The 24,386-nt window shown below is 70.0% G+C and carries 24 protein-coding genes; 19 read left to right on the top strand and 5 right to left on the bottom strand.

Features of this window, described 5'->3' with window-relative positions; genetic code table 11:
• From QSK25_RS07705 to QSK25_RS07695, 3 genes are all read right to left on the bottom strand, one after another.
• Positions 1 to 1,206 carry an exo-beta-N-acetylmuramidase NamZ family protein gene (locus QSK25_RS07705; protein ID WP_285635454.1) on the bottom strand — a complete coding sequence of 402 codons (1,206 nt, stop codon included), beginning with the start codon at positions 1,204 to 1,206 and terminating at the stop codon, positions 1 to 3.
• Entirely contained in the window at positions 1,203 to 2,858 is a 1,656-nt protein-coding gene (locus QSK25_RS07700; RefSeq protein WP_285637532.1) for a glycoside hydrolase family 3 protein, read from the bottom strand. The genes QSK25_RS07705 and QSK25_RS07700 overlap by 4 nt, the downstream gene beginning before the upstream one ends.
• A gap of 631 nt (positions 2,859 to 3,489) precedes the next feature.
• A complete protein-coding gene (locus QSK25_RS07695) occupies positions 3,490 to 4,281 on the bottom strand; it encodes an HAD-IB family hydrolase (protein ID WP_285635451.1) in 792 nt (263 codons plus the stop codon).
• Between the two features lie 459 nt (positions 4,282 to 4,740).
• Between QSK25_RS07695 and ssd the strand changes: the two genes are divergently transcribed.
• The 9 genes from ssd to QSK25_RS07650 all read left to right on the top strand — a co-directional run bounded on the left by ssd (position 4,741) and on the right by QSK25_RS07650 (position 10,523).
• Positions 4,741 to 5,775, top strand: a complete 1,035-nt coding sequence (gene ssd / locus QSK25_RS07690; RefSeq protein WP_285635448.1) for a septum site-determining protein Ssd — start codon at positions 4,741 to 4,743, stop codon at positions 5,773 to 5,775.
• Positions 5,772 to 5,918 carry a hypothetical protein gene (locus tag QSK25_RS07685; RefSeq protein ID WP_285635445.1) on the top strand — a complete coding sequence of 49 codons (147 nt, stop codon included), beginning with the start codon at positions 5,772 to 5,774 and terminating at the stop codon, positions 5,916 to 5,918. The genes ssd and QSK25_RS07685 overlap by 4 nt, the downstream gene beginning before the upstream one ends.
• Before the next feature lie 477 nt (positions 5,919 to 6,395).
• Positions 6,396 to 7,511, top strand: coding sequence for a TadA family conjugal transfer-associated ATPase (locus tag QSK25_RS07680; RefSeq protein WP_285635442.1), 1,116 nt, complete (start codon positions 6,396 to 6,398; stop codon positions 7,509 to 7,511).
• Positions 7,508 to 8,275, top strand: coding sequence for a type II secretion system F family protein (locus QSK25_RS07675; RefSeq protein WP_285635439.1), 768 nt, complete (start codon positions 7,508 to 7,510; stop codon positions 8,273 to 8,275). The genes QSK25_RS07680 and QSK25_RS07675 overlap by 4 nt, the downstream gene beginning before the upstream one ends.
• A complete protein-coding gene (locus QSK25_RS07670) occupies positions 8,272 to 8,799 on the top strand; it encodes a type II secretion system F family protein (protein WP_285635436.1) in 528 nt (175 codons plus the stop codon). Before QSK25_RS07675 ends, QSK25_RS07670 begins: the two co-directional genes overlap by 4 nt.
• A gap of 12 nt (positions 8,800 to 8,811) precedes the next feature.
• Entirely contained in the window at positions 8,812 to 8,973 is a 162-nt protein-coding gene (locus tag QSK25_RS07665) for a DUF4244 domain-containing protein (RefSeq protein ID WP_285635433.1), read from the top strand.
• Complete coding sequence (locus QSK25_RS07660) at positions 8,954 to 9,283, top strand: TadE family type IV pilus minor pilin (RefSeq protein WP_285635430.1); 330 nt, start codon at positions 8,954 to 8,956, stop codon at positions 9,281 to 9,283. The genes QSK25_RS07665 and QSK25_RS07660 overlap by 20 nt, the downstream gene beginning before the upstream one ends.
• A complete protein-coding gene (locus QSK25_RS07655; protein WP_285635427.1) occupies positions 9,280 to 9,705 on the top strand; it encodes an Rv3654c family TadE-like protein in 426 nt (141 codons plus the stop codon). Before QSK25_RS07660 ends, QSK25_RS07655 begins: the two co-directional genes overlap by 4 nt.
• Positions 9,706 to 9,902: 197 nt before the next feature.
• The gene (locus QSK25_RS07650; protein WP_285635424.1) at positions 9,903 to 10,523 is read left to right on the top strand and encodes a bifunctional DNA primase/polymerase; all 621 of its coding nucleotides are present in this window, start codon (positions 9,903 to 9,905) and stop codon (positions 10,521 to 10,523) included.
• A 463-nt stretch (positions 10,524 to 10,986) separates the two neighbouring features.
• On the opposite strand, the gene QSK25_RS07645 is transcribed toward QSK25_RS07650, so the two are convergent.
• Positions 10,987 to 11,760, bottom strand: coding sequence for an aminoglycoside adenylyltransferase domain-containing protein (locus QSK25_RS07645; RefSeq protein WP_285635421.1), 774 nt, complete (start codon positions 11,758 to 11,760; stop codon positions 10,987 to 10,989).
• 210 nt (positions 11,761 to 11,970) lie between these two features.
• Positions 11,971 to 14,292, bottom strand: coding sequence for a DEAD/DEAH box helicase (locus QSK25_RS07640; protein WP_285635418.1), 2,322 nt, complete (start codon positions 14,290 to 14,292; stop codon positions 11,971 to 11,973).
• Between the two features lie 192 nt (positions 14,293 to 14,484).
• Between QSK25_RS07640 and QSK25_RS07635 the strand changes: the two genes are divergently transcribed.
• From QSK25_RS07635 to QSK25_RS07590, 10 genes are all read left to right on the top strand, one after another.
• Positions 14,485 to 16,791 carry a sodium-translocating pyrophosphatase gene (locus QSK25_RS07635; protein ID WP_285635415.1) on the top strand — a complete coding sequence of 769 codons (2,307 nt, stop codon included), beginning with the start codon at positions 14,485 to 14,487 and terminating at the stop codon, positions 16,789 to 16,791.
• 66 nt (positions 16,792 to 16,857) lie between these two features.
• Positions 16,858 to 17,430, top strand: a complete 573-nt coding sequence (locus tag QSK25_RS07630) for a hypothetical protein (protein ID WP_285635412.1) — start codon at positions 16,858 to 16,860, stop codon at positions 17,428 to 17,430.
• Between the two features lie 29 nt (positions 17,431 to 17,459).
• Complete coding sequence (locus QSK25_RS07625; RefSeq protein ID WP_285635409.1) at positions 17,460 to 18,020, top strand: hypothetical protein; 561 nt, start codon at positions 17,460 to 17,462, stop codon at positions 18,018 to 18,020.
• 81 nt (positions 18,021 to 18,101) lie between these two features.
• Positions 18,102 to 18,710 (top strand): hypothetical protein, encoded by a 609-nt coding sequence (locus QSK25_RS07620; RefSeq protein WP_285635405.1) that lies wholly within the window; start codon positions 18,102 to 18,104, stop codon positions 18,708 to 18,710.
• Positions 18,707 to 19,252 carry a hypothetical protein gene (locus QSK25_RS07615; protein WP_285635402.1) on the top strand — a complete coding sequence of 182 codons (546 nt, stop codon included), beginning with the start codon at positions 18,707 to 18,709 and terminating at the stop codon, positions 19,250 to 19,252. Before QSK25_RS07620 ends, QSK25_RS07615 begins: the two co-directional genes overlap by 4 nt.
• Positions 19,249 to 19,827, top strand: a complete 579-nt coding sequence (locus tag QSK25_RS07610; RefSeq protein WP_285635399.1) for a hypothetical protein — start codon at positions 19,249 to 19,251, stop codon at positions 19,825 to 19,827. Before QSK25_RS07615 ends, QSK25_RS07610 begins: the two co-directional genes overlap by 4 nt.
• Positions 19,828 to 19,831: 4 nt before the next feature.
• A complete protein-coding gene (locus QSK25_RS07605; RefSeq protein ID WP_285635396.1) occupies positions 19,832 to 20,371 on the top strand; it encodes a hypothetical protein in 540 nt (179 codons plus the stop codon).
• Positions 20,372 to 20,436: 65 nt separating this feature from the next.
• Positions 20,437 to 21,009, top strand: coding sequence for a hypothetical protein (locus tag QSK25_RS07600; protein WP_285635393.1), 573 nt, complete (start codon positions 20,437 to 20,439; stop codon positions 21,007 to 21,009).
• A gap of 141 nt (positions 21,010 to 21,150) precedes the next feature.
• Positions 21,151 to 23,922: a type I DNA topoisomerase gene (gene topA, locus QSK25_RS07595; RefSeq protein ID WP_285635389.1), complete on the top strand. Its 2,772-nt coding sequence runs from the start codon at positions 21,151 to 21,153 to the stop codon at positions 23,920 to 23,922.
• On the top strand, positions 23,922 to 24,359 hold the full coding sequence (locus tag QSK25_RS07590) for a hypothetical protein (RefSeq protein WP_285635386.1): 438 nt from the start codon (positions 23,922 to 23,924) through the stop codon (positions 24,357 to 24,359). Before topA ends, QSK25_RS07590 begins: the two co-directional genes overlap by 1 nt.
• The last annotated feature ends 27 nt before the right edge of the window (positions 24,360 to 24,386 follow it).

The raw sequence follows: 24,386 nt of genomic DNA, 5'->3' as shown, positions 1-24,386 counted from the left end.
TCACCGGTAGCGCAGGTAGGGCAGGCGGGTGCGGCGGAACTGCTGGAGCTCGTGGCGCCACGCACCGGTGATCTCGGCCAGTGGTGCCTGGGCGTCGATCATCTTGCGCAGCCGGTCGGAGCCGCTGAGCTTGTCGATCCAGTTGTCGGGACGCCACGCGAACACGCCGGGGTACAAGGACTTCGCGGTGATCAGCATGGCCACGGCCGCTTGGACGGCGTCGAACTCCGCCGCGTCGGTGACGTGCAGGGTGACACCGCCGCAGGTCTTGCCCTGGAACTTGTTGAAGGTGGGGCTGAAGTACGTCTCGCGGAACTGGATTCCCTTGAGGCCCAGGGCGTTCAGCGCTTCCGCCCAGCGCCAGTCGATGCCGGGGGCGCCGACCGTCTCGAACGGCCTGGTGGTGCCGCGCCCCTCGGACAGCACCGTGCCCTCGAACAGGCACGTGCCGGGGTACACCAGCGCGGTGTCCTGGGTGGGCATGTTCGGGCTCGGCGGGACCCACGGCAGGCCCGTGTCGAGCTGGTTCCGCCGCCAGTTGCGGACGTTGACCACTTCGAGCCTGGTCCCGAGGTCGAACTCGCCCTTGAAGAGCCTCGCGAGTTCACCGACCGTCATGCCGTGTTGCTGCACGATCGGTTTGAGGCCCACGAACGTCGCGTAGGCCGGGTCGAGCTGCGGGCCGTTCGCGGTGCCGCCGATGGGGTTCGGGCGGTCCAGGACGACGAAGTCGAGGTCCTGCGCGGCTTCCATCGCCTGGTACAGCGACCAGATGTAGGTGTAGAAGCGCGCGCCGACGTCCGCGATGTCGAAGACGACGGTGTCGATGCCCGCCTTCTCGAACATCGCCCGGATCTTCGCGGGGGTGGCCTGGTAGGTGTCGTAGACCGGGACGCCGGTGCGGGGGTCGGCGTAGTCACCCTCGGAACCGCCTGCCTGCGCGGTGCCGCGGAAGCCGTGTTCCGGGCCGAAGACGGCGGTCGGCTTGGCGTCGTGGGCGACCATCGAGTCGACGATGTGGGTCTGGTCCTGGAGGATGCCCGTCGGGTTCGTGAGCACGCCCACCTTGCGGCCCTTGAACTTGCGCCAGCCGTCCTGAGCGAGTTGTTCGGAGGCGGTGGCGAGTTTCGGGGCCGCGTGGGCGCTTTCGGTGCTGAGGAGGGGGACGGACAGGGCGCCTGCGGCGAGGAAGCTGCGCCGCCTCACCAGCTCACCCCGTGCCCGAACGGGTAGGGGGTCGGGCCGGGGACGTCGACCGGCAGCTTGCCCTGCGGCTTCGCCTCGCCGAGCAGGATCCTCGCCAGCGCCTCCATCGACACCGTGGTGGTCGAGTAGGTGGCGAGCCAGGTCTTGGCGTTGCCGTGGGCGACGTCGTACGGGTTGCCGGTGGCGGCCGCGACGACGGGCTTGCCGGTGGCGACGAGCTGGTTGATCAGGTCGACCTGGGCGGGCCTGGTGCTCGCGTTGTTGGTCAGCACGACGATCTTGTCGGCGCCTGCCGCCGCGGCCAGGGCCTGCTGGATCTGCGCCGGCGTGGGGCTGGTCGCCGTGACGACCTTGGTGCCCTTGAGGCGCGTGGCCAGGGCGGTGGTGGGAGCGTCGCTGGTGCCGATGACCAGCGGCGCGGTGGCGTTGAGGGGGAGCGCCTGGCCGTCGTTGCGCACGACCGTGATGGTGCGGTCGGCGATCTTCTGCGCCTTCTCGGCGTTGGAGCCGACGATCTGGTCGACCTTGTTCAGGTCGACCTCGGCGGTGAGCATGACGCCGCGCAGCAGCTTCATCTTGAGGATGCGCAGGACGCTCTGGTCGATGCGCTGCTCGGTGATCTCACCGGCGCGGACCGCCTTGACGACGCTGTCGATCGCGAGGCCGAGGTTCGGCGGCATCAGCAGCTGGTCGACGCCCGCCTTGATGGCCAGCACCGGGATCTCGGCGTCGGAGTGCAGCTTGCGCACGCCCGCCATCTCCAGCGAGTCGGTGACGACGACGCCGTCGTACTTCAGCTCGTCGCGCAGCAACCCGGTGATGATCTTCGGGCTGAGCGTGGCCGGGTTGCCCGACGGGTCGATCTGCGGCACCTGGATGTGCGCGGTCATGATCGAGTCGATCTTGGCGGCGATGGCGGCCTGGAACGGCGGTGCGTCGATGGTGCGCCACTGCTCGAGGCTGCGGTTCGAGACCGGGAGGGCGGTGTGGCTGTCCTCGGAGGTGTCGCCGTGGCCAGGGAAGTGCTTGGCGGTCGAGGTCACCGAGTCCATGTCGAACCAGCGGCGGCCCTCGTAGCCCTGGACCTGCGCCTTCACCATGTCGGCGGCGAGCTTCGGGTCGCTCGAGAAGCTGCGCACGCCGATGATCGGGTTCGCCGGGTTGGAGTTGACGTCGGCGTCCGGCGCGAAGTTCTGGTTGATGCCCATCGCGCGGAGCTCCTGGCCCGTGATGCGGGCGGCCTCCTCGGCGTCCTGGACGCTGCGACCCGCGCCGAGGGCCATGTTGCCCGGCAGCTGGGTGGCCGGCGGACCGATGCGCGTGACGAGGCCCATCTCCTGGTCGGTCGAGATGAGCAGCGGGATCTTGCCGGCCTTCTGCAGGCCGTTGGAGAGCTGCGCGATCTGCTTCGGGGTGTCGATGTTGTCGCGGCTCGAGTTGTTGAAGTAGATGACGCCGCCGGGCTGGTACTTGCGCACCATCTCCGCGGGCGTCGCCACTCCGAAGTCGGTCTGGTTCTTGGGGTGCGGGACGTCGGCGGCCTGGCCGTTGACGTACGTGACGAAGAGCTGGCCGACCTTCTGTTCCAGCGACATCCCGCGCAGGGTGGTCACGCTGGCGTCCGCTCTCGCCACCGGCGTGAGGGCGACCATGGCTGTGACCAGCGTCAACGCGGCGAACTTCCGCACTTGTCCGTGCCTCCCGGTGATGTTCCCACAGGTAACTGGCGTATTTCGCAAGTTACTCACGGCTGCGTGGTGGGTCAACGGGCGGACATTCTGCCGTTCGGTGGGTTTTCTTGCCGTAACAAGCAGACGGGGCACCCTCGAAAGGGTGCCCCGTCTTCAGCGCGGGCTTGCGAGTTACCAAGCGTGCAACTCCAGTCGTACAACCCTGGCCTCGGCGTCCGGCGTCCCGGTACGCAGGCCCTAGACGACAAGCCTCCCGCGGCGTGCTGCGCGTGGGTACTCGAAGTCCGCGCACGGAGCCCTGTCGGGGTGGATTCTGGCTTCTCTTCGCCAGGTCCCTGGCCGACCCGAGTTCCGCACCACCCATTTAAGTGCGTGGGCCCGGTCACAGCAAGGGCTCGGACGGGTGCACCGTTCAAGCCACGTTCAGTAAGGAAAGTACTGGCGTTTCTGGATTTGTGAGCTCGTGTTCGTGTTCGGGTACCGCTGGGAGGGCGGTGCCGTGCACCCACGCGGGCACCACGTGTGCGGGGCGTTGCCGCTACTCGCCGGTACCCGCCACTTCCCGGTGTTCCGGGGTGGCGGGCCTTGACTTTCAGCTGTTGCGGCGGCGGCGAAGGCCGTACCAGGCGGCGCCCGCGGCGGCGACGGCGCCGAGGCTGATCGCCGTGACGGCGACCGCCTTGCCCGACGGGGTGGGGATGCGGCCGCGCAGGCTGACCGGGTCGACGAACTGCTGGACCGGCCAGTCCTTCTCGGTCGCGACGCGGCGCAGGCCCCGGTCCGGGTTCACGACCGTCGGGTGGCCGACGACCTCGAGCATCGGCAGGTCCGTGACGCTGTCCGAATAGGCATAGCTCTTGGCGAGGTCGTAGCCGTGCTCGGCGGCGAGCTGCTTGATCGCGACGGCCTTGTTGTCGGCGGCGCAGTAGAACTCGACGTCGCCGGTGTAGCGGCCGTCCTGGATCACCATCTTGGTGCCGACGCTGTAGTCCGCCCCGATCATCTGGGCGATGGGGGCGACGAGTTCCTCGCCCGACGCGCTGACGATGACCACGTCGTGGCCCTCTGCCTTGTGGTCGGCGATCAACTGTGTCGCCTCTTTGTAGACGAGCGGGTCGACGATGTCGTGCAGCGTCTCGTTGACGATGCTGCGGATCTGCTCGACGTCCCAGCCCGCGGCCAGCGCCGTGATGTGCGCCCGCATCCGGTCCATCTGATCCGCGTCCGCGCCGGCGAGCATGAAGACGAACTGCGCATATGCGCTCTTCAGCACCGCGCGGCGATTGATCAGTCCCTCCTGGAAGAAGGGTCGGCTGAACGCCAGCGTGCTCGACTTCGCGATCACGGTCTTGTCGAGGTCGAAGAAGGCGGCGATCCGGCTCATGTGGCTCAGCTTAGGTGTACTCGCCAGTAGGCCGTTCGGGCGGCATTTCGTTCGTGTACGAAACCGTTGCGGTGCACGGTTACCGAAACTTGGCCCCCAGCTGTTGCGGAAGTTGCGCGCGGCACTGGCGCATGGGGATACAGTAGGAGAGTCCGGTTCGACGGACGGGTTCAGTCCGACCCCCCGGGACTGAACCATTGACGACCCCCGTCCCTCCCCCCTGGCGGGGGTCGTCCCATATCCAGACCCCGTTTCGTCCTGACCGGGACTGGACCTCTGCCGCTCTCGCGGGGCGCGTCCGTCCCGTCGTGTGCTGAACCCTCCAGAGTCGCACGCACCCCCGACACTTCCGCGCTGGCAAGGCTTTCAAGATCGCGACTTGTCCACAGCCGCTGGTTTGTCCACATGTGGATCTTCACCCCGTTGTGTCGTTCATCACGACCGACCACCGTCGATCCCATGACCCACCCCACCGCCCTGGTGACCGACCAGGACCTCCTCGACGAGGTCCTCCGCGTGGCCGCCGCGGCCGACTGCCACCTCACCTGCGCCCCGGACGTGCCGGCCCTGCGCGCCGCCTGGCACGCGGCGCCGCTCGTCCTCCTCGACCCGGCAGCGGTCGTCGCCTGCCTGGACGCGGGCCTCCCACGCCGCCCCGGTGTGCTGGTGGTCCACGGCGGCGATCCCCCGTGGTCCCCGGCGGTGGCCCTGGGAGCGGACGGCGTCCTGGAGCTCCCGGTGGAGGCCCGCTCCCTGGTCACCGCCCTGACCGACCTGGGTGAGGGCCCGCCCTCGGACCGGGGGAGGGTCGTCTCGTTCATCGGCGGCCGAGGAGGAGCAGGCGCCTCGACCCTCGCCGTGGCCTGCGGCCGCGAAGCGGTCCTGACCGGCGGCGAAGCCATGCTGGTCGACTGCGACCCGCTGGGCGGCGGCATAGACCTGGCCCTGGGTACCGAGTCCGACGAGGGCGCCCGCTGGCCGGGCGTCCACGCCACCGGCGGCCGAGTCCCGATGTCGGCGCTGCGAGCAGCCCTCCCCACCACGGGCAACCTGAGCGTCCTGGCCTGCGACCGCGCAGCCCCGGACCCGAGCCCGGCAGCGGTGGCGGCCGTCCTCGACGCGGGCCGCCGAGCGGGCTGCACGGTGATCTGCGACCTCCCGCGCCACCCGAGCTCAGCGGCCTCGGCGGCGCTGGACCGGACAGACCTGACAGTCCTGGTGGTCCCAGCGGAGGTCCGGGCCACCGCGGCGGCCAGCCGGGTGGCCACCCACCTCCTGACCAACGGCAGAACCCTCCGCCTGGTGGTCAGGGGCCCGTCCCCGGGCAACCTCCGCCCGTCCGAGATGGCCGACGTCATCGGCGTCCCCCTGCTCACCTCGATGCGCGCGGAACCGGGCCTGGCCGAGGTCCTCGAACGAGGCCGCTTCCCCCGCAACCCCAAGGGCCCCTTGGCGACAGCGGCCAGAGCGGTCCTGAAGGAGCTGCGCCCATGACCACCCCGGACCTGGCCGACGAGGCCGACTACCCGGCAACCCCGCCCGCCCCACCGGAACCAGAGCCGTCCCCGTGGCAAGCCTGCGGCTGCGTACCGGTCTTCCCCGAGATCCCGTCGGCGCGAAAGGAACTCGAGCCGTGATCGTCCTCCAGATCCTGTGGGGGATGGCCCGCAACCTGTGGCGCTACGGCCGCCCCTTCCCGCCCCGGTACGTCTTCAAGAAGGAGTCGAAGTGAGCCGCTTCCTCGCCTGGTGCCAAGAAACCTGGCTCCGCCTGAGGGGCCACGAGCCGACCTACGGCCGCCACGCCCGCCGCCCAACGGCGGCACCACCCCACCCCGCCTGACGCAGCCACACCGCCGCCGGCCACGAAGCCTGCGCACCGCAAGCACCCGGCTTTGGCCATGCCGCCGCAGAGCGCCGGCTGCCGCCCGGTCACGAGGCCCTCCGCGTTCAGAGACCAGCCGTTGCCTGCCACGCGCCACCCTGCATCCCAAGCCGTGGCTGCCTTCCGCTGAGCGCCTCCACCCGCCGCGAGCCTTCTCACCCGAGCCGCCCATCCCGGCTCCGCCCACCCCGACCTCCCGCCGCAGCACCGACTTCCGCGAGGTGTTCGCCATGACCTCCACCCTCATCGACCGAGTCCGGCACCGCCTCGCCGGCACCGGAACCGACATCGAGATGACCGCCGCCGTCGTGGCCCACGCGGTCCGCTCCGAAGCAGGCGGCGTCCTGGCCGACTCCGACGTCCTCGACGCGCTCCAGGTCCTCCGCCAGGAGTTCAGCGGCACCGGTCCCCTCGACCCGCTGCTGGCCGACCCCGGCACCACGGACGTCCTCGTCACCGCTCCGGACCAGGTCTGGGCGGACGGCACGAACGGCCTGCACCGCACGTCCGTCGCGTTCCCCGACGAAGCCGCCGTCCGCCGCCTCGCCCAACGCCTGGCCGTGGCAGCGGGCCGAAGGCTCGACGACGCCTCCCCCTGCGTCGACGGCTGGCTGCCCGGCAGCGGTGTCCGGCTGCACGCCGTCCTACCTCCGATCGCAGACCAGACCTGCCTGTCCCTGCGCGTCCTCAGACCGGCGACCCACGACCTGAACGCCCTCCAGCAGCTGGGCACGTTCGACGCGGAGACGGCAGGCACCCTGCGGGCGATCGTGCGGCGTCGCATGGCGTTCCTCGTCATCGGCGGCACCGGGTCGGGCAAGACGTCGTTGTTGTCGGCGTTGCTGGGGTGCGTGCCGCAACACGAACGCATCGTGTGCGTGGAGGACGCCAGCGAGCTGAATCCCGACCACCCGCAGTTCGTCCGGCTCACGGCGCGGCCCGCCAACGTCGAGGGGTCCGGCGAGGTCACCACCCGGCAGCTGGTGCGGGAGGCGTTGCGGATGCGGCCCGACCGGATCGTGGTCGGGGAGGTGCGCGGGGCCGAGGTCAGGGAGTTGCTGACGTCCTTGAACACCGGGCACGAAGGTGGTGCCGGGACGTTGCACGCCAACTCGGCCGGTGAGGTGCCGGCGCGGTTGGAGGCGCTCGGGGCGTTGGGCGGACTGGAGCCGCGGGCGTTGCGCAGCCAGGTCGCGGCGGCGGTGAAGGTCGTGCTGCACATGCGCCGCGACGGAACCACCAGGTACCTCAACGAGATCGGGGTCATCGAGAGCCGCGAAGGACTCAGCGTCCGTCCTGTCTGGACGCGTGAGCACGGGTGGCTGGCGAAGGAGTTGTTGTGGTGAGCCTTCTGCTGGTGGCGGTGGCGTTGCTCGTGTGGCCGCACGTCAGGTCGATCAGGCGGCTGAGACCGGCGAACAAGCGGGAAGTCGTTGTGCCGCACTACATCTGGCTCGCAGTCGCAGCCGCGGCGATCTACCTGCTGACAGGCGTCGGCGGACTTGTCGCTGCCGCGGTGCTGACCGTCACCGCGCGAAGAATCATCAAGCAGCACAGGCAGAACAAGCAGCGAAGAGAAGCGGCCGAGGCGTTGAGCAGCGGGCTGGGCGGGGTGATCGACGAGTTGCGGGCCGGGGCGCATCCGGCGCACGCGGCGGAAGGTGCGGCCGAGGACACGCCGGCGCCGGCCAGGGAGGTGCTCAGGGCGGCGGCGGTCGCGGAGAAGCTCGGGGGCGACGTCGAACGGACGTTGCGCAACCTCGAACAACCCCTGCTGGGCACCGCGGTGGAGCAGTTGGCCAGGGCTTGGCGGGTGTCGGCGAGGCACGGGGTGGCGTTGGCGGACGTGCTGGACGCCACCAGGCGCGATCTCGACCAGCGGGCCGCGTTCGCGCGGCAGGTGCACGCGCGGATGGCCGGGCCCCGGGCCAGCGCGGCGGTGCTGGCCGTGTTGCCGGTCATCGGGGTGGTGCTGGGGGAGCTGAGCGGGGCCGGGCCGTTCCACGTCCTCACGGCGTCGCCCGCGGGGCAGGTGCTGCTGGCCACCGGGGCGGTGTTCGTGGCGGCCGGGGTGTGGTGGACGCAGCGGATCACGGAGGTGCGGACGTGACGTTCCTGCTGCTGGCGCTGGCCGTGCTCGCGCTCCCACTGCCGCCGAAAGCCGTGGAGAGGCTCCGGCCGCGCTCCCACGATCCGCCGCCCGGCAAGAAGAAGCAGTACGGGCCGTTCGAACGGGCCGCGGCCTGGGACCTGCTGGCCGCGTGCCTGAAGGCCGGGTTGCCGGTGCCCACGGCGATCCAGGCGGTGGAGATCGAGGAGCTCGCGCGGGTCGCGGAGCTGCTGCGGCTGGGGGCTGACCCGGTCACGGCCTGGGCGTCCGCGCTGGACGAGCCCGGGACGGCGTTGCTGGCCAGGGCAGCGAGACGGACCGCGCGGTCCGGGGCGGCGCTGGCGCGGCAGACGGCTGAGCTCGCCGCGCGGACCAGGCAAGAAGCGGCCGACGAGGCCGAGGCGAAGGCGCAGCGGGCCGCGGTGGCGGTGGCCGCGCCGCTCGCACTGTGTTTCCTGCCGGCGTTCCTGTGCCTCGGCGTCGCGCCGGTGGTGCTGGGGCTGGCCGGTCAATTCCTGAGATAGGAGAAGAGAGAGATGGAACTGCTCAAGGACGACAGCGGTATGAGCACCGTCGAGTACGCGATCGGGACGCTGGCCGCGGCCGCGTTCGCCGGGCTGCTGTACGTGGTGGTGACCAGTGACGGTCTGCGGAACCTGGTGCAGGAGCTGATACAGCGTGCGCTGGAGGCGGTCTGACGACCAGGGGATGGTCACGGTCGAGGCGGCGGTCGCGGTCAGCGCGTTGCTGGTGGCCGTGTGGCTGGGGGCGAACGGGCTGGTGGCCGTCACCGAGCAGATGCGGTGCGCGGACGCCGCCCGGGAGGCCGCCCGGCTCACGGCCCGCGGGGAACGGCAGCGCGGCGAGGAGGCGGCCGGGCGGATCGTGGGTGGTGCCCAGGTCTTGGTCGAGGTCCAGGGCGACGCCATCTCGGTCGTGGTCAGCAAGAGGGGGCCGCTGGGCTTACCGCTCAGCGCTCGGGCGTTCGCCGTGCCGGAGCCGCGATGAACGGTGAACGGTCGGGTTGCGACCGGGGTTCGGCTGCGGTGAGCGGTGTGGTGGCGATGTTGTTGCTGATCATCGTCGTGGTGGCCGGTGCGCAGGTCGGGTCGGCGGTCGTGGCGCGGCATCAGGTGACCGGTGCGGCCGATCTGGCGGCGCTCGCCGCTGCCGCTCGGCTGGCCGACGGCGACGAAAGTGCTTGTGAGCAGGCGAAACGCGTGGCCCTGGAGAACGGGGCCGAGCTGACGAGCTGTGCGGTGAGCGGATGGGAGGTGGTGGTCGAGGTGTCGGCGATTACGCCGTTCGGCCCGGTGAACGCCCGAGCCAGGGCAGGTCCGGCCGAAGATCGAAGCGTTTGGAGCACGACGAGCGGTCGGCTCACAGCGGTGAGCGGACTCACACCCGCGCCGGGACATGCTGAACGGTGATCGAACCAAACGCGCGGAGTTCAGTGGCCCGTTCTGGCAAAGGACGTTCGCCGTCCCGTAGCTACCAGTTGTCGAGCGGGGGTTACGGAGGCCGGTGCCGGTGTCGTTAGTTGTAGTGGCGGCACCGACGCGGTGTCCCTACGGAAACCGGCACCACGTCGATGTCGAGTCAGAGCCTAGGAAGAAGGCGACGGAAGATGGATTGGTCGGACAGCTGGCGCGGGGCCTTCCGCATCGAACTGCGTGCCGAGGCCATCAGCCTCGCGTACCGCGGTTGGCCCGTACTGCCCGGCACGTACCCGGCCGGTTCTGAGAACGGCGTGACGCAGTGGGCGGGCCGCAGCGGCCTCGAGCAGCACGGTCCCATCCCGGTGCACCGCGACTGGGTCGACCGGATCGGGACCCGTCCCGAGCAGGTCGCCACGTGGTGGACCGGCGCGTCCTACAGCCTTCTCGTCGCCACCGGCCACGTGGTGGACGCGATCGAGGTCGGCACCGGCCTGGGTCGCCGCGCGGCCGTCGCACTGCGGCAGATCGGTGTTCCCGTGCCGATCGCCGCGACCCCGTCCGGCCGGTGGATGTTCCTCGTGAAGTCCGGCTCGAAGCTCAACGCCGAGCTCGCGAACAACGCGGACGTCCACCTGTACGGCAAGGGCGAGTACATCCCGTTGCCGCCCACCACGATGGCGCACGGTGTCGTGCACTGGCGGGTCAAGCCGCAGGTCTGCGGCTGGAACCTGCCGGACGCGCACGTCGTGCAGGACGCGCTCGTCGAGGCCGTGCACGCCCCGTCGCGCTTCCAGCTCGAAACCGTCTGACCCACAACTGAAGAACAAGCCCGGCCGCGCTGGGTGTCGTCGTGGACTCTCCCCGACAACCCCGAAGACGATGCCCTGCGCGGCCGTTCCACCAAACCCGATCCGATGATCGGCCTCCGCACCCCGCACGTCGGGGGCCGCAGAGGACCGGGTGAAAAGCCGAACACGCACCCCGAAGGACAGCCTCCCGTTGTAGTGACCGGGCCGAGGAACGTTAGTGGCGGAGCACCAGCTCCGCCGCGGTCGGTGAAGCCGGCTCCTCCCCGGAGTTCGTCAGAAGACAGTGGACACCGTCGCCTCCCGCGTGTCCTGTCCAGACGAACGAACCTGATTCCACCGATGTTCCAAGGGATCCGGTCACGAAGCGGTAGCAGGCGGGAAAACAGTGTTCGGCACGTGGAGAGCGCGGCGGGGGTACCCGTGAGCCCCCGCCGCGCCCACGAAAACAGGGAGAACCCGAGAGCTAGAACCAGAGTCCTTCCGCGTAGGCCGCGAAGGCGAAGGTCTGCTCCATGGATCCGGGCCGCGGTACCGCGTCGGCGTCCCAGCCGAGGTCCCGGTCCTGCAGGACCTGCTCGATCAGCGGGTGCCACCGCTGATCGAGCATTTTCATCGCCCAGAGCAGGGCGCCGCGCTTGGACTCCACCTCCCCGGTGTGGATGGTGTAGAGCGTGCGGCAGTAGGCCGAGACGATGTAGCGCTGCGCCCAGGCGTTGCCCATCGGCGCCCACTCCTCGATGCCGGACAGCACGTGCGGCAGCTCGGCCCGCATCGACTCCCGCAGCACGGACGCCGGCACCTCGTCGACCAGCGACGTGATCGGTGGCCCGGCCAGCACGATGCCGTGGTGGCGCAGGATCCAGCGGGCGTGCGGGCTGTTGCAGTGCAGGTCCCACTCCAGGGTGCGGGTGCCGTGGTCGTTGAACAGCCACGGCACGCCGAGGCCCGCGACCGACCGCAGGGAGCCGACGTCGGCGTAGGAACCCTCGATCTCCGTCGACCACCGGCCGGGACGCAGGGGCAGCTCGTCGTGCAACGCGCGCAGGCCGGCTTCGCGGTCGCCGGACGGGAGTTCGGTGCAGGCGACGATGAAGTCGCAGTCGCTGTGGACGTCGCCGGCGCCCAGGGCGAACGAGCCCTGGAGGTACGTGCCGACGTAGGTGGGGCCGAGGATCTCGCGCTGGGAGGCGACGAGGTCGGCGAGAAGGGCGTTCAGGTCGGAAAAGGGCGTGAACAAGGCAGACTCCGAAGAACCCGTGGCCAGGAGGTGGACGGGCGCGGCGGAGCGATCGACGTCAGCCGCGCCAGGGCACGACGGCTTCCAGCTCGCCGCGCCCAGTGGCACGACGGCTTCCAGCTCGCCGTTTCAGAGGCGACGGGTCCGGTCGGTGGCGTTGCAGTCGCATGCGTTCACGTCCACCACGGTAACCGGGCGGAGCGACCCCGGTCAGGCGATTTTGCCCAGCACCACGTCCAGCACCAGCACGGCACCCGCCTTGTCCAGCGGCTCGTTGCCGTTGCCGCACTTGGGCGACTGCACGCACGACGGGCAGCCCATCGGGCACGCGCACGCGCTGATCGCCGCACGGGTCGCCGTCAGCCAGGCCCGCAACGCCGAGTGGCCCCGGTCCGCGAAGCCCGCACCGCCGGGGTGGCCGTCGTGCACGAACACCGTCGGCATGCCGGTGTCGGGGTGCACGGCCGTCGAGACGCCGCCGATGTCCCAGCGGTCGCACGTCGCGAACAGCGGCAGCAGGCCGATCGCGGCGTGTTCGGCCGCGTGCAGGGCGCCGGGGATGCGCTTCGGGTCGACACCTGCCGCCACCAGCAGCGATTCGTCGACGGTGTACCAGACGGCACGGGTCTGCAGGGTTTGTTCCGGCAGGTCGAGGGGGATCTGGTCGAGCACCACGCCGGACGGCAGGCGGCGCAGGTAGCCGACGACCTGCGTGGTCACCTCGACCTCGCCCAGAGACACCGTGACGCCGTCGAACGACGAGCGCTCGTGTTCGTGCACGACGGTGATGTCGACGCAGTCGCGGGGCTGGGTGGTCCACTCCGGGTCCTCGCGGTGCACCATCGCGAGGCCGTTCTCCAAGTCCAGTTCGTCGACCACGTAGGCACGCCCCTGGTGCAGGTAGACGGCGCCGGGGTGCACCTGCCAGGAGGCGGAGCCGGGGTCGACGGTGCCGAGCATGCGGCCCGAGTCGGCCTCGACGACGGCCACCTGGTCGCCGCCGGAGCCGCGGATGTCGACGCCGGCGTGCGGGCGGTCGTGCGAGGCCCAGTACCAGCCCGCCGGGCGGCGGCGCAGGAGCTTCTCGGCCACCAGGTCGGCGAGGACGGCCTCGGCCAGCGGACCGCCGAAATCGTCCAGGCACGCCGGGGTCAGCGGCATCTCCGAGGCCGCGCAGGCCAGCTGCGGGCCCAGCACGTACGGGTTCAGGGGATCCAGCACGGTCGCTTCGACCGGCCGGTCCAGGACGGCGGCCGGGTTGTGCACCAGGTAGGTGTCCAACGGGTCGTCGCGCGCCACGAACACCACCAGGGCGCTGTCACCGGAACGGCCTGCACGGCCCGCCTGCTGCCAGAACGACGCCAGCGTGCCGGGGAAACCGGCCACCACCACGGCGTCCAGGCCCGCGATGTCGACGCCGAGCTCCAGGGCGTTCGTGGTCGCGACGCCGAGCAGGTCACCGGTGGACAGGGCCTTCTCCAACGCCCGGCGCTCCTCCGGCAGGAAACCGCCCCGGTAGGCGGCGACCCGCGGTGGCAGCTCACTGTCCACTTCGGACAGAATGCGCTGCGTGCCCAGCGCGGTGAGCTCGGCGCCGCGGCGGGAGCGCACGAAGGCGAGCGAACGTGCGCCTTCGACGACCAGGTCGGCGAGGATGCGCGACGTCTCGGCGCCGGCCGACCGCCGGACGGGCGCGCCGTTCTCACCCTCCAGAGAGGTCAGTGGGGGCTCCCACAAGGCGACGGTGCGCGAAGCGCGTGGCGAGAAGTCGTCCACGACAGCGGAAACGGGCACCCCGAGCAATCGTTCCGCGGATCCAGAAGGATCAGCCACTGTGGCCGATGCCAAAACGAAGATCGGATCCGCGCCGTATTTCCGGGCGACCCGGCGCAGGCGCCGCATCAACAACGCGACGTGCGACCCGAAAACGCCGCGGTAGGAATGGCACTCGTCGATCACCACGTACTTCAGCCGGCGGAAGAAGCGCAGCCATTTCGGGTGCTGCGGAAGGATTCCGCGGTGCAGCATGTCCGGGTTGGTGAAGACCCAGTTGGCGTGGGCCTTGACCCAGTCGCGTTCGGCCATCGGGGTGTCACCGTCGTAGGCCGACGCGCGCACCCCCTTGATCCCCAGCTCCTCGAGCGATCGGAGCTGGTCCGCCCCAAGGGCTTTGGTCGGGGACAGGTACAGCGCGGTGGCCTTCGTGTCCGCCAAAAGAGTGGAAAGCACGGGCAACTGGTAGGCAAGTGACTTGCCCGACGCCGTGCCCGTCGCGAGGACCACGTGCTGCCCGGACCACGCCAGCGAGGCGGCCTCGGCCTGGTGCCGCCACGGCTCGCGCACGCCCGTCTCCACGAAGGCCTCGACGACCGCGGGAGCCGTCCACGCAGGCCAGTCCACGTGATCTGCCTGCCGCAACGGCAGATCGCGCGCATGCGTGAGGGGTGACTCCCCGGCGGGAACCCCCGCCAGCACGCGGTCCAGCAGCCGGCGTCCCTGATCCACCACGGGATCGAGCTTCGCATACACCACCGACAGTCCTGACCGGGCCGCACTCGACTTCCTGCGCAGATAACGGTGTGTGCACGGATCGGGACGTTTCGTTGCCTCCTTGCAACCAGCCCCTAGACTCCCCGCTCATCGCATCCAATGAGGGATGCGTCACGTCGCGCTGGGCGGCTGGTCTGCCTTGGCGCTGCACATGGCAACTCACCAGGAGGACGGATGTCCCGGCATTTCCTCGCGGAGGGCCTCGAGCTCTCCGGGGGTGATCGCGGCGTCGTAGCCGTGGTCGCCGTGGTCGCCCTGGCTGCTCTCGCCGTCGGGTACGTGCTGCTCAAGGAGGTGCTGGCCGCCGGCCAGGGCACCGACAAGATGCAGGACATCGCCAAGGCGGTTCAGGAGGGCGCAGCGGCCTACCTCAACCGGCAGTTCCGCACGCTCGGCATTTTTGTCGTGATCGTGTTCGTACTGCTGTTCGCACTCCCGGCAGATGATTTGGCCGAGCGAATCGGTCGATCTTTGTTCTTCATCGTCGGTGCGGCGTTCTCGGCGACCATCGGCTACCTGGGCATGTGGTTGTCCACGCGCGCCAACGTGCGTGTCGCCGCCGCCGCGAACGAAGAGGGCGGTCGCGAAAAGGCGACGCGCATCGCGTTCCGCACTGGTGGCGTGGTCGGCATGACCACGGTCGGCCTCGGCCTCTTCGGCGCGGCGCTCGTCGTGCTCGTGTACGCGGGCCAGGCGCCGAAGGTCCTGGAGGGCTTCGGCTTCGGTGCGGCGCTGCTCGCGATGTTCATGCGCGTCGGTGGCGGCATCTTCACCAAGGCCGCGGACGTCGGCGCCGACCTCGTCGGCAAGGTCGAGCAGGGCATCCCCGAGGACGACCCGCGCAACGCCGCCACGATCGCGGACAACGTGGGCGACAACGTCGGTGACTGCGCCGGCATGGCCGCGGACCTCTTCGAGTCCTACGCCGTGACGCTCGTGGCGTCGCTGATCCTCGGCACCGCCGCGTTCGGCGTCCAGGGCCTGCTGTTCCCGCTGATCGTCCCGGCGATCGGTGTGCTCACCGCGGTCATCGGCGTCTACACGACGCGGGCGAAGGCGGGCGAGAGCGGCCTCGCGGCCATCAACCGCTCCTTCTACATCTCCGCGGTCATCTCCGCGGTGCTGTGCACGATCGCGGCGTTCACCTACCTGCCGAGCTCCTTCGCGGACCTCAACGGCATCAGCGACGAGATCAAGGCCGTCAGCGGCAACCCGGCGCTGATCGCGTCCGTCGCGGTGATCATCGGCATCGTGCTGGCCGGCGTCATCCTCTGGCTGACCGGCTACTACACCGGCACGGACCACAAGCCCGTCAAGGAGGTCGGCGAGACCTCGCGGACCGGCGCGGCCACGGTGATCCTCTCCGGCATCTCGGTCGGCTTCGAGTCGGCCGTCTACACCGCCCTGGTCATCGGTGCCGCCGTCTACGGCGCGTTCCTGCTCTCGGGTTCGGCCATCGTCGCGCTGTTCGCGATCGCGCTGGCCGGTTGCGGTCTGCTCACGACCGTCGGCGTCATCGTCGCGATGGACACCTTCGGCCCGGTCTCGGACAACGCGCAGGGCATCGCGGAGATGTCCGGCGACGTGCACGGCGAGGGCGCGCAGATCCTCACCGAACTCGACGCGGTCGGCAACACCACCAAGGCCATCACCAAGGGCATCGCGATCGCGACGGCCGTGCTGGCGGCGACGGCGTTGTTCGGCTCCTACAGCGACGCCATCAAGCAGGCCGTGGCCAAGACGGGCGAGGTCGTCGGCGACGTGTCGTCGTTCTCGTTCGTGGTGTTCAGCCCGAACGTGCTCGTCGGTGTCGCCATCGGTGCCGCGGTCGTCTTCATGTTCTCGGGTCTCGCGGTCAACGCCGTGACGCGCGCCGCCGGTGCCATCGTGTTCGAGGTGCGCCGTCAGTTCCGCGACAACCCCGGCATCATGGACTACTCGGTGAAGCCCGAGTACGGCCGCGTCGTCGACATCTGCACCAGGGATTCGCTGCGCGAGCTCGCGACCCCCGGCCTGATGGCCGTGCTCGCCCCGATCGCCGTCGGCTTCGGCCTCGGCGTCGGCCCGCTGGCGGGTTACCTCGCCGGTGCGATCGCGACCGGCACGCTCATGGCGGTCTTCCTGGCCAACTCCGGTGGTGCCTGGGACAACGCCAAGAAGCTGGTCGAGGACGGCAACCACGGCGGCAAGGGCTCCGACGCCCACGCCGCGACGGTCATCGGCGACACCGTCGGCGACCCGTTCAAGGACACGGCCGGCCCGGCCATCAACCCGCTGATCAAGGTCATGAACCTGGTCTCGGTGCTGATCGCGCCCGCCATCGTCACCTTCACCATCGGTGACGGCGCCTCCGACGCGATCCGCGTCCTGATCGCGGTCGTCGCGGCGCTGATCATCGTCGGTGCGATCGTCGTGTCGAAGCGGCGCAGCACGTCGATCACGGACAGCCCCGCGGAGGCCGTGAGCAACGGCGCCGCGTAGGTCCGGCACCCCCGGCCGGGGTACGTTCGGGTATCCCCCGACGTACCCCGACCGAGGAGTTCCGACATGAGGCGCAGCCTCGTCGCCACTGCCGCTGTTGCCGCCCTAGCGCTGGCCGGGTGCACCAACGGCGGCAACTCCGGCACTTCCCCGACGCCCTCGAGCGGCGTCAACAACGCGGCAGCCGTCGCGTACATGGACAAGGTGTGCTCCGCCGCGTCCGAGTTCGCCAAGATCGAGAAGACCGCCCCGAAGGTCGATCCCGCGGACACCTCCAAGCTCAAGGCCGAGATGGCCGCCTACATGGGCCAGCTCGCCGACGCCTTCGCCAAGTCGGCGGAGGGGCTCAAGAACGTCGGCCCGTCGCCCGTCGCGGGTGGCGAGGAGGCCGTGAACAAGATGGCCGAGACGTTCACCTCCCTCGGCACGGTGTTCACCGAGGCCAAGACCAAGATCGAGCAGGCGGACGGCAACGACGCCACGGGCGGCATCCAGGCCGCCGGTGAGGCCATCGCGAAGCTCTCCGAACTCGCTGACCCGCTGCGCGACCTCCAGGGCGTTCCCGAGCTGCAGAAGGCCACGCAGACCGCGGGCAAGTGCCAGGAGATGCAGCGCCTCAACGTCACGCCGACGAGCTGAGCGGGGCCGTGCGGAGTAGCTTCCGGCCCATGCGTCGCACAGTCATCGCAGTCGTGACGAGCTGTCTGCTCGTGGTCTCCGCGTGCAGCAGCGGAGGTTCGTCCACGTCCACGCAGGCCACCCCGAACGAGGCCGACGTCGTGGCGTGGATGGACAAGGTCTGCGGTGCCGTCGGCGGCACCGTGAAGGCCATGTCCGACGAGCCCCCGATCGACATGAACGACCCGTCCACGCTCAAGACCGGCATGTCCGAGTGGCTCGGCACCAAGGTCACCGCCGTCGACAAGTCGATCGCGGACCTCAAGGGCCTCGAGGACGGCCCGCACCCGAAGTCGAAGGAGCTGGCCACCGCCGCCGGTGAGGGCATGGGTCAGATCAGGTCTCTGCTCGCCGGCACCAAGTCGAAGCTCGACTCGGCGACCGACGTCAACCAGGTCGTGGCCGCCTTCACCGAGATGGTGGGGCGGGCGAGCGAACTGGAGAAGGCGGGCGCCGACGTGCAGAAGAAGTTCAACGAGACGGGCCTCGGCGGTGCCGCTGCGAAAGCGGCCAACTGCAAGGCGTTGCAGACTTCGCCACCCACCACCTGACAAGCGGAAATCACGTCTGACCGGATCGCCCGAACGTGTACTGTTCGGCGGTCCGGTTAGACGTTTCTGGGGGAAATCATCGTGAACGCACGTTTGTCGATCGCTGCTGCCTGCGCCGGCGTGGCTCTGGTCCTCACCGGCTGTGGCGGCAGCGCCACGCCGTCCTCGCAGTCCTCGGCCGCGCCGACGACCACCACCACGACGGCGCCCGCCGCCGACCCGATCAAGTGGGCGGGTGCGTTCTGCGCCGGCACCACCCCGGTCCTCACGGGTGCGGTCGAGCTCATCACCGTCGTCGCGTCGAACGCCGACAACCCGGCCGCCATCAAGGAGGGCATGCTCAAGCTGCTCGACACCGGCAGCAAGGCGATGGCCGACACCGAGACGAAGCTCAAGGAGGTCGGCGCGCCCGGCCCCGAGCACCAGGCGGTCCACGACGAGCTCGTCAAGATGTTCGGCGAGGGCGCCAAGGAGTACAAGTCGGTCCACGAGCAGATCAGCAAGATCGACGCGGCCGCGCCGGACTTCATGGACCAGGTCGAGAAGATCGGTGGCGACTCCGCCGACCCGTCGAAGCTCTCCGACCAGATCAAGAAGCTCGACGGCGACCCGAAGCTCAAGGACGCCATCGCCAAGGCGCCCGAGTGCACCGACATGCGCACCAAGCTCGGCTCGCTGCTCGGCAAGTGACCGGGGCCCGACTGGTCGCGGCGCTCTTCGCGCTGCTCGCGTTCGGCGGTGCCTGCGGCGCCAACAGGTCTGCGCCCACCAACGCCTCGCTCGACGTGGCGCAGGACTGGGCGCAGGCCTTCTGCGGCGGCTACAGCCCACTTCTCCGGGCCAAGCTCGACCTGGAGAAGTGGAGCAACTCCGGCCCCGCGGCACTGCGGACCACGGCGATGAACGTCGCCACGTCCGGCACGAAGGCGTTGACGGAGATCGCGGACGAGATCGCGGAGATCGGCCCGCCGAACTCGACGGCCGAGGCCGAGCACGAGCGCGTGATCGACGCGCTGCGCTCGGCGGCGGACGGCTACGCCGCGGCCGAGCGGCTCATCCCGGGCACGCCGGACGACGCCGACGCGTTCCGCCAGGTCCTCGACGACCAGGCGGGGGCGGCGGACGCACAGGTGCTCAAGGAGTTCCTCCAGTTCTCCAAGAGCAGCACCTACGGCAAGGCCTTTGACGAAGAACCCCTCTGCGGGCCTCTGAAGTACTTGGCGGAGTCATGAAGTTCTCCCTGGTAGCGGCCGTGCTGGGCGCGGCCGCTCTCGCCGCGTGCGGCAGCACGCCGCCGCCTGCTCCCGTGCCGCAGGCCGCACCCACGACCACCACGACGGTGACCGTGCCCGGCGCCGATCCGGCGGCGTGGTTCGACGCCTACTGCGGCCCGATGGGCGTGACGCAACTCGCGCGCAGGGACATCCCGAGCAAGGCGGCACCAGGCCCGGAAGCGATGAGGACGGCTGTGGTGGGCTGGGCTCAGCTCACCGCCACGTCCGGCCGCAAGATGGCCGACGACCTGGAGAAACTCGGTCCGCTGGGGTCCGACGTGCAGAACCCGCACGAACGGCTGGTCAAGGCGCTGCGCGACGAGGCCAAGAGGTTCGACGAGGCGGCGGTGCGCCTGCAGGCGGAGCGTGCGGACGCGAAGTTCCCCGAGCGGTACGAGCAGATCATGATCTCGGTCGCGAGTGAGAACGCCCAAGCGCTCTTCAAGCAGATCGTCGACGTCCCGAAGTACGGCGAGGCGTTCCGGGCGAACCAGGTCTGCTTGGGATGGCAGGAACTGGCCAGGGGAAACTAGCCGGGTGAGGACACGCCTGATCGCCGCCCTGCTGGCCGCCACCGCCGTCCTGACCAGCGCGTGCGCGTCCGACGAGGAGAAGCCGCTCAGCGACGCCCAGGGCGGCTGGGTGGACGCCTTCTGCGGCGCGTTCGTGCCCGGTCTGAAGGCGGGCAAGGCGCTCCAGGCGCAGAACGCGGCCGACCCGGCGGCGGTCAAGACGGCCTACCTGAAGCTCGTGGACGACAACGCGGCGGCGTTCACCGCGGCCGAGAAGAAGCTGAAGGAGCTCGGGCCGCCGTCCGACGACCTGGAGGACGTGCACGAGCGGCTGCTCACCTACGTCGGCGAGTCGGCCAGGTCCTACGAGGCGGCGAAAGCGCCGGTCACGGCCCTGGAACCGAACGCGGGCTTCTGGGACGCCGCCGAGAAGGCGCTCGCCGACACCTCGCAGGTGAGCAACCCCGAGCAGCTGCGGGCGACGTTCGACGCGCTCGAGAAGTCGCCGAAGTACGCCGGCGCCATCGGCCGGGCGGCGGCGTGCGACGAGCTCAAGGCGGGGTAGCTCGACCGGCGTAGTCACAGGCGCACCACTGGTCACAGTCGAACGTCTGTTCTACGCTGTCGGCCGTGGTTGGGCAGCTGTCCTTCTTCTCGGCCGAGGCGCGCACGCCGGCCAAGGCGGACCTCGCCGGCTTCCTCTGCGGGCCGGGGCAGGCCGTCAGCTTCGCGCGCGGTACGGCCGCCCGCGTCTACGTCGAGCTGCGCGATCAGTGGCGCCACCAGCCCCTGAAGCAGGCCTGCACCGAGCGCGGCGTGACCACGGAGCTGTGCGTCAACGAGGAGGGCACGCACTTCGTCCGCACGCCGTTCCGCACGGATCTCACCCCTCTGGCCGCCCGCTGGCTGACCGGATCGGGCAAGACCGTGCCGTCCGACTTCGAGCTGAACGGAGCAGTGCTGCGCGTCTGGGCGCTGGCCGCGGGCAGCTGGATGGAGTCCGCGTACCTGCTCGGTTTGGACCCCAACGCACCGCAGACACACCTGCCGTTGCAAAATGCCCTGCTCGCGTCCGGACTTCCGTGCACCCTGGTAGGGGCACCGGCGTTGCGGGTGACCGGCCGGCGACGGCTGGCAAGGCTCGCTGAGCTGGTCGGAAGCCCTCCTCAGGGAGTGGCGATGAGCACCTGGCCGGCGGCCTGAGCGGGCGGTCCGGCATGGTTGTGTCACTCTGTCTCGTCGTACGGGCGTCGCGGAGACATGACGGACAGGTGTGCTTTTCGGCCGACGCTGGGCAACACTGGCGGGCCTGGGAACCGGGTTTGGAAGAGAGCGGGACGGCGAGTGGCTGGATCGACACGGACGAGAAAGAGCAGCGGAGGCGGGGGCAGCACCCGACGACTGGTGATCGTCGAGTCGCCCACGAAGGCGCGCAAGATCGCCTCGTACCTCGGCAGCAACTTCGTCGTGGAGTCCTCCAGGGGACACATCCGGGACCTGCCGCGCGGTGCCGCCGACGTTCCGACGAAGTTCAAGGGCCAGTCCTGGGCCAGGCTCGGCGTGGACGTCGACCACGACTTCGAACCGCTCTACGTGGTCTCCGCCGACAAGAAGTCGCTGGTCACCGAGCTCAAGGAAGCGTTGAAGGACGTCGACGAGCTCTACCTCGCGACAGACGGTGACCGCGAGGGTGAGGCCATCGCCTGGCACCTCCTCGAGACCCTGAAGCCGAAGATCCCGGTCCGCCGGATGGTGTTCCACGAGATCACCGAGTCCGCGATCCAGGCCGCCGCCGCGAACCCCCGCGACCTCGACCAGGACCTGGTCGACGCGCAGGAGACCCGCCGCATCCTCGACCGCCTCTACGGCTACGAGGTCAGCCCGGTCCTGTGGAAGAAGGTCATGCCGAAGCTCTCGGCAGGCCGCGTGCAGTCCGTGGCGACGCGTCTGGTCGTGGAGCGCGAACGCGAGCGGATGAAGTTCGTCTCCGCGAGCTACTGGGACATCTCCGCGCAGATGGACGCCGGTGCGGACGCCACGCCGCGTCAGTTCGGCGCGCGTCTCGTGGCCGTCGACGGCACGAGGCTCGCCACGGGCCGCGACTTCGGCTCGGACGGCAAGCTCACCGGCAAGGCCGAGGTGGTCGTGCTGGACGAGCAGCAGGCCCGCGCCATCGCCGCCGGGCTGGAGAACGCGCCGGTCAAGGTCTCCTCGGTCGAGGAGAAGCCGTACACGCGCAAGCCGTACGCGCCGTTCATGACCTCGACGCTGCAGCAGGAGGCGGGCCGCAAGCTGCGCTTCTCCGCGGACCGGACCATGCGCACGGCCCAGAAGCTGTACGAGAACGGCTACATCACCTACATGCGAACCGACAGCACGACGCTGTCGGAGACCGCGATCAACGCGGCCCGCACGCAGGCGACGGACCTGTACGGCGCGCAGTACGTCTCGGACAAGCCGCGCCAGTACACCCGCAAGGTCAAGAACGCGCAGGAGGCCCACGAGGCCATCAGGCCGGCGGGAGAGGTCTTCCGCACGCCCGGCCAGGTCGCCGCGGAGCTCGACTCGGACGAGTTCAAGCTCTACGAGATGATCTGGCAGCGCACGATCGCCTCCCAGATGGCCGACGCGCGAGGCAACACGACCTCGATCCGCATCCAGGGGCGGGCCGCGACGGGCCAGGAGGTCACGTTCGCCGCCTCCGGCCGCACGATCACGTTCGCCGGCTTCCTCAAGGCCTACGTCGAGACCGTCGACGCCGAGGCCGGCGGTGAGTCGGACGACGCGGAGTCGCGCCTGCCGCTGCTGGTCAAGGACCAGGACCTGACGATCGCGGAGCTGTCCGCGGACGGCCACACCACCTCGCCGCCCTCGCGCTACACCGAGCCGTCGCTGATCAAGACGATGGAGGAGCTCGGCATCGGCCGTCCCTCCACCTACTCGTCGATCATCAGCACGGTCCAGGACCGCGGTTACGTGTGGAAGAAGGGCGCGGCGCTGGTCCCGTCCTGGGTCGCGTTCGCCGTGGTCGGGCTGCTGGAGCAGCACTTCGGCCGCCTGGTCGACTACGACTTCACCGCCGCCCTGGAAGACGAGCTGGACGGCATCGCCGCAGGTCGCCAGGGCCGCACGAACTGGCTGTCCGGGTTCTACTTCGGTGGCGACGTCGGCCCGGACGGCTCGATCGGCCGTTCCGGCGGGCTGAAGAAGCTGGTCGGCACGGGTGTCGAGGACATCGACCCGCGTGAGGTCAACTCGATCCCGCTGTTCAGCGACGACGAGGGCCGCACGGTCGTCGTCCGCGTCGGCCGCTTCGGGCCGTACCTGGAGCGCGAGGTCGACGAGGCCGCGCAGCGCGCGAACCTGCCGGAGGACCTGGCGCCGGACGAGCTGACCAGCGAGATCGCCGAGAAGCTGTTCTCGACGCCGCAGGAGGGCCGCTCCCTGGGCACCGACCCGGTCTCGGGCAATGAGATCGTGGCCAAGGAGGGCCGCTTCGGCCCGTACGTGACCGAGGTGCTGCCGGAACCGGCCGAGAACGGCACGGCCGCGAAGTCCAAGGCGAAGGCCCCGAAGCCGCGCACCGGCTCGTTGTTCAAGTCGATGTCGCTCGACACGATCACGATCGACGACGCGCTGAAGCTGCTCTCGCTGCCGCGCGTGGTGGGCAAGGACCCGGAGACGGGCGCCGAGATCACCGCGCAGAACGGCCGCTACGGCCCGTACCTGAAGAAGGGCACGGACTCGCGGTCGCTGACCGACGAGGCGCAGATCTTCACGGTCACGCTCGAAGAGGCCCTGAAGATCTACTCCGAGCCGAAGAAGCGGGGTCGCGCGGCCGCCGCGCCGCCGTTGCGCGAGATGGGCAACGACCCGGTGTCCGGCAAGCCGATGGTGATCAAGGAGGGCCGCTTCGGCCCGTACGTCACCGACGGCGAGGCGAACGCGTCGCTGCGCAAGACCGACAGCGTCGAGTCGATCACCGACGAGCGCGCGGCCGAACTGCTGGCCGAGAAGCGCGCCAAGGGACCGGTCAAGAAGAAGGCCCCCGCCAAGAAGCCGGCGGCGAAGAAGCCCGCCGCGCCGAAGAAGGCTCCGGCCAAGACCAAGAGCTGATGTCGCAGGGGGTGGCGGTGCCGATCAACGAGTTCGGACCCGACGGGACTCAGGCCCCGCCGCCTCCCCGGCTGTACCCGGACCCGCTGGCCGGTCTGGTCACGGCGGACACTTACGTCACTCCTCAGTGGACGTCGTTCAGCTCACGTGTGGCGGTGCCGACACCTCCGGCGCCGACCGAGCAGATGCGGCAGGCGATCCACGCGCAGATGCAGCAGGAGCAGCGGCGGCCGCGTGGCCGGGCGCCGCGCGCGCAGCACCAGTACGCTCCGCAGCAGTTCGCTCCCGCCTACCAGGTGCCGGCGCAAAACCCTGCGCCGCAACAACAACAGCCCGCGCAGCAGACGAGTGGCGTGGCCGCGTTCATCGGCTGCCTGGTCGTCATCGGGTTCTTCGTGCTGGTCCTGGTCGGCATCCTCGGAGCGATCTTCAGCTAGCCGTGTTCTGAGTCCGTCAACCTGACT

Origin of the sequence: Lentzea sp. NBRC 102530 (genome assembly GCF_030269365.1) — a bacterium.
Taxonomy (GTDB): domain Bacteria; phylum Actinomycetota; class Actinomycetes; order Mycobacteriales; family Pseudonocardiaceae; genus Lentzea.
The sequence above is the reverse complement of the archived record's forward strand: the minus strand, read 5'-3'. Positions and strand labels throughout refer to the sequence as shown.

Coding starts and splice junctions, on each gene's coding strand:
- QSK25_RS07700 (WP_285637532.1), bottom strand. CDS start 2,858: ATGGTCGCCCTCACGCCGGTGGCGAGAGCGGACGCCAGCGTGACCACC.
- QSK25_RS07695 (WP_285635451.1), bottom strand. CDS start 4,281: ATGAGCCGGATCGCCGCCTTCTTCGACCTCGACAAGACCGTGATCGCG.
- ssd (WP_285635448.1), top strand. CDS start 4,741: ATGACCCACCCCACCGCCCTGGTGACCGACCAGGACCTCCTCGACGAG.
- QSK25_RS07685 (WP_285635445.1), top strand. CDS start 5,772: ATGACCACCCCGGACCTGGCCGACGAGGCCGACTACCCGGCAACCCCG.
- QSK25_RS07680 (WP_285635442.1), top strand. CDS start 6,396: ATGACCTCCACCCTCATCGACCGAGTCCGGCACCGCCTCGCCGGCACC.
- QSK25_RS07665 (WP_285635433.1), top strand. CDS start 8,812: ATGGAACTGCTCAAGGACGACAGCGGTATGAGCACCGTCGAGTACGCG.
- QSK25_RS07655 (WP_285635427.1), top strand. CDS start 9,280: ATGAACGGTGAACGGTCGGGTTGCGACCGGGGTTCGGCTGCGGTGAGC.
- QSK25_RS07650 (WP_285635424.1), top strand. CDS start 9,903: ATGGATTGGTCGGACAGCTGGCGCGGGGCCTTCCGCATCGAACTGCGT.
- QSK25_RS07635 (WP_285635415.1), top strand. CDS start 14,485: ATGTCCCGGCATTTCCTCGCGGAGGGCCTCGAGCTCTCCGGGGGTGAT.
- QSK25_RS07630 (WP_285635412.1), top strand. CDS start 16,858: ATGAGGCGCAGCCTCGTCGCCACTGCCGCTGTTGCCGCCCTAGCGCTG.
- QSK25_RS07625 (WP_285635409.1), top strand. CDS start 17,460: ATGCGTCGCACAGTCATCGCAGTCGTGACGAGCTGTCTGCTCGTGGTC.
- QSK25_RS07610 (WP_285635399.1), top strand. CDS start 19,249: ATGAAGTTCTCCCTGGTAGCGGCCGTGCTGGGCGCGGCCGCTCTCGCC.
- QSK25_RS07590 (WP_285635386.1), top strand. CDS start 23,922: ATGTCGCAGGGGGTGGCGGTGCCGATCAACGAGTTCGGACCCGACGGG.